This window comes from Novosphingobium indicum, from assembly GCF_014645195.1.
GTDB classification, from domain to species: Bacteria; Pseudomonadota; Alphaproteobacteria; order Sphingomonadales; family Sphingomonadaceae; genus Novosphingobium; species Novosphingobium indicum.
Genome location: NZ_BMLK01000066.1, coordinates 1 through 3,269 on the forward strand (window position 1 = coordinate 1; position 3,269 = coordinate 3,269).

Consider the following 3,269-nt stretch of genomic DNA (forward strand, 5'->3'; position numbering starts at 1 on the left):
CCTCAGTGCCGCTATTGAATCAATTCGTCATCGCCAGCGCAAGCGATTTAATGGGTCCTGAGCCTAGCTTATCGCGGAAGCTGTTGTCGCGCTGGCGGATCGCGCCCTGGGTAGCCATCCAGAACGTGCGCCTGAGCCGAGCGTTACCGTACTTCGACAGCTTGGTTCGGCCTCGGAACATGCCTGACTGGCAAGTGGCAAGATCTAGCCCGCAGAACTTGAGGAACTGGCGGTGGTGGGCGAAGCGGCGAAGATCGCCGGCTTCTGCCAGAATGGTCAGTGCGTTGATCGGTCCGATGCCGGGGATCATGCGGAGAAGTTGGTAATCGCGGTTCTCAGCGAGCATGGAATGTGCGGTTCGCTCGATCTCGTCGCGTTGCCGGATCAGGCTGCGGGCCTGAGCGATGACCATGCGGAACATAGTGATCGCGATCGAGTCCTCGTCGACCGGGAGGGCCATGGAGGCGCACGCTGTCTCGTAAATATCGTTCAGCAACCGGGCCTTGGATACCTTGCGGCCGACCAGGCTCCATGCCTCGCGCGTGAAGCCTTCCTGGCCTAGCGTGGTCATGCTGGCCGGGGTCGGGAAGCGCTCGAGCAGAGCAAGGAACCAGTCTGATCGACTGTTGCCGGCGAAGCGTTCGATCTCTGGAAAATAGAGCGGCAGGTAGTGGGTCAAGATGCGATGCCATGTCTGGGTCTTGGCCTTGGAGATCGCCTCGTGCGTCTTCGACATCTCCTGCAGATCGTTGATGCCGGCGGCCAGCGGATCGACGTATCGCTGGGTCGCGCCGATCCGAAGCATGTGCAGGATCACCTGCGCATCCTTGCTATCATTCTTGTCCCAACCATTGTGCAGCGCCTCGCGGGTGCGGGCCAGGGCGACGGACGAGATCAGGCGCAGTTCGAAGCCCGCGGCCAGCAATCGGTGCGCCAGAGTGCGGTGGTAGTTACCAGTAGCCTCGAAACCGACGATGACCGGATGCCCGATATCGCCGAGATCGGTTGCGAGGCGGTCGTAGTCCGCCTTCGTTGCCATCACCGTCATCCGCCGCCGGCGCCCGCCTTCGGGGCGCTCGATCAGCACCTCCTGGTGGTGCTTGGACATATCGATGGCTACCAGCACGGCGTCGGCGGGAGTAGAGCTACGCTTGGTCATGGTCGGTCCTTCTCCAAAGTGTTGAGTCGACAACTTCACTCTAGAGACCTGCTGGCCGGTCATGACCGCCTTGATGAAGCCTGCAGGCGCTGCGCGCCCTTGTCTTCATCAAGGCGATGCGGCCCTTCGAGGGACCGCTTCCCAATGTGCTATGGCACTGAGCTGACCTCGTCGGCCATCCTGCGCTGGTCGCAGGAGCGGCGGGTCGAATGGCACTATATCGCGCCGGGCAAGCCGATGCAGAACGGCTTCGTCGAGAGCTTCAACGGTCGCTTGCGCGACGAATGCCTCAACGAGAACCTGTTCACGTCGCTGGCCCACGCTCGGTTCGTGCTCGATACCTGGCGGGACGATTACAATCACGTGCGGCCACACTCGAAACTGGGCGGGAAGACCCCCGCCGAGATAGCCGGCCAACGTGTCTAGGGGCATGCCCCCAGACACGTTGCCATCACCTCAAACAACTATCATCAAGGAGCGAGACTCTACCTCTGACTGGTAACAATCATGGGAGCACGTCACGGCCGATGAACTCCAGCTTCTCCTCTATGCAAGCGGGCGGTAATTCGATGCCTAACGCTGCTGCGATCCGTTCGACCTTGGCCATGGCCTCGCGCAACAGCGCGCTGGCCTGGGGATGGACCAGCACCTGACCGACCTTCAGGCCGAACGCCGGGGCCACCGCGCCGATCGTCGCGGCCATCAGGAACTTGTCCCACAACGCTGGGCGCATGTCGCCTGTCAGAGTGGTGGGGACCCCAGCGGCAATAAGGTCGCCCGCAAGGATTGCCGAGGCCTGTCCGGCAGCCGGGTCGGTTGCGCGATCGGCGACCGGGCCGGCCAGCAGCGTGGCGGGGACGCCGGTGTGGCGCACGATCCCGTCTTCCAGCTCGAAGAAGCCGTGCATGCGTGCGCCAAGCACGACAGCGCGGGGCAGGGCGGCCTGGGCGATGCCGGGTGCTTCGACCCCATTCTGCACCGTCAGCAGCGTGAAGCGGCTTCCGCGCAGTGGTTCGAGCAGAGCGAGCGCGGATTCGATCTGAAACGTCTTGGTTGCTAGGCTGGCATGATCCGGCGGCGTTACGGGATCGCATGCTGCGGACACCGGCACACGCACTTGCCGCTCGGCCCCGCCTTCGGACAGCAGCACGCCCATGTTTCGCAAGGCTTCGAGCCGTGCTCCTCTGGCGATCAGCAGAACTTCATGCCCGGCGTTGTGCAACCGCGTGCTCAGGAAACTGCCAATTGCCCCGGCGCCGATGATGACAAACCGGCTCATCGCATCAGGCGAAGAAGCGGTTGTCCGGGCGCGGCAGGCCAAGATGGTCGCGCAGCGTTTCGCCTTCGTATTCGGTGCGGAACAGGCCGCGCGCCTGCAATTCGGGCACAACCTTGCCGGTAAAGTCTTCCAGGCCTTCGGGCAGGTAAGGGAACATTGTGGTAAAACCGTCGCAAGCGCCTTGCTCAAGCCAATGCTGCATCTCGTCGGCGATGGTCTTGGCGGTGCCGACAAAGGCCAAACCGCCATAGCTGCCGGCCTTCGCGGCGAGCTGGCGGATCGTCAGGTTCTCAGCTCTGGCCAATTCGATCATGAACCGCCGCGAGCTTTTGCTGGCGTTGGATTCGGGGATGTCGGGCAGGGGACCATCGGGTTCGAAGCCCGATACGTCGTGACCCAGCATGCCGGACAGTGAATGGATGCCGCTGTCGTAGTGGACCAGGCTGTCCAGTTTCGCGCGCTTCGCATGGGCTTCCTCGACGGTGTCTCCAACAACCAGGAATACGGCCGGCATGATCTTGATGTGATCGGGATTGCGTCCGACCGTCGCCGCCCGCCCTTTGACGTCGTCGTAATAGGCTTTGCTGCCTTCCAACGTCGATTCCGCAGCAAATACGGCTTCGGCGGTTTCGGCAGCGAGCTGGCGGCCCGGGTCCGAGGCACCGGCCTGGAAGATGACCGGCCAGCCCTGAACCGGACGGGCGATGTTAAGCGGCCCGGTGACCGAGAAATGCTCGCCCTTGTGGTTCAGCGCATGCATCCGGTCGGGGTCGAAATAGATGCCCTTTGCTGCGTCCATAACGAAGGCATCGTCGGCGAAACTGTCCCACA

At 62.7% G+C, this 3,269-nt stretch carries 2 protein-coding genes and 2 pseudogenes; 1 reads left to right on the plus strand and 3 read right to left on the minus strand.

Annotation, left to right across the window (positions count from 1 at the left end; genetic code table 11):
• Window positions 1-67: 67 nt before the first annotated feature.
• Window positions 68-1,159: pseudogene (locus IEX64_RS23900) on the minus strand (IS110 family RNA-guided transposase); the annotation flags it as partial.
• Between the two features lie 153 nt (window positions 1,160-1,312).
• Between IEX64_RS23900 and IEX64_RS23905 the strand changes: the two are divergent.
• Window positions 1,313-1,654 (plus strand): annotated as a pseudogene (locus IEX64_RS23905) (integrase core domain-containing protein); the annotation flags it as partial.
• Window positions 1,655-1,664: 10 nt separating this feature from the next.
• Here IEX64_RS23905 and IEX64_RS23910 read toward each other — a convergent pair.
• Together IEX64_RS23910 and IEX64_RS23915 are read right to left on the minus strand one after the other, a co-directional pair.
• Window positions 1,665-2,438 (minus strand): 2-dehydropantoate 2-reductase, encoded by a 774-nt coding sequence (locus tag IEX64_RS23910; RefSeq protein WP_229710726.1) that lies wholly within the window; start codon window positions 2,436-2,438, stop codon window positions 1,665-1,667.
• A 4-nt stretch (window positions 2,439-2,442) separates the two neighbouring features.
• A partial coding sequence (locus IEX64_RS23915) for an NtaA/DmoA family FMN-dependent monooxygenase (protein ID WP_188823939.1) occupies window positions 2,443-3,269 on the minus strand: 827 nt, incomplete at its 5' end.

Excerpts from the sequence above, each read along its gene's own strand:
- IEX64_RS23910 (WP_229710726.1), bottom strand. The coding sequence starts at position 2,438 with ATGAGCCGGTTTGTCATCATCGGCGCCGGGGCAATTGGCAGTTTCCTG.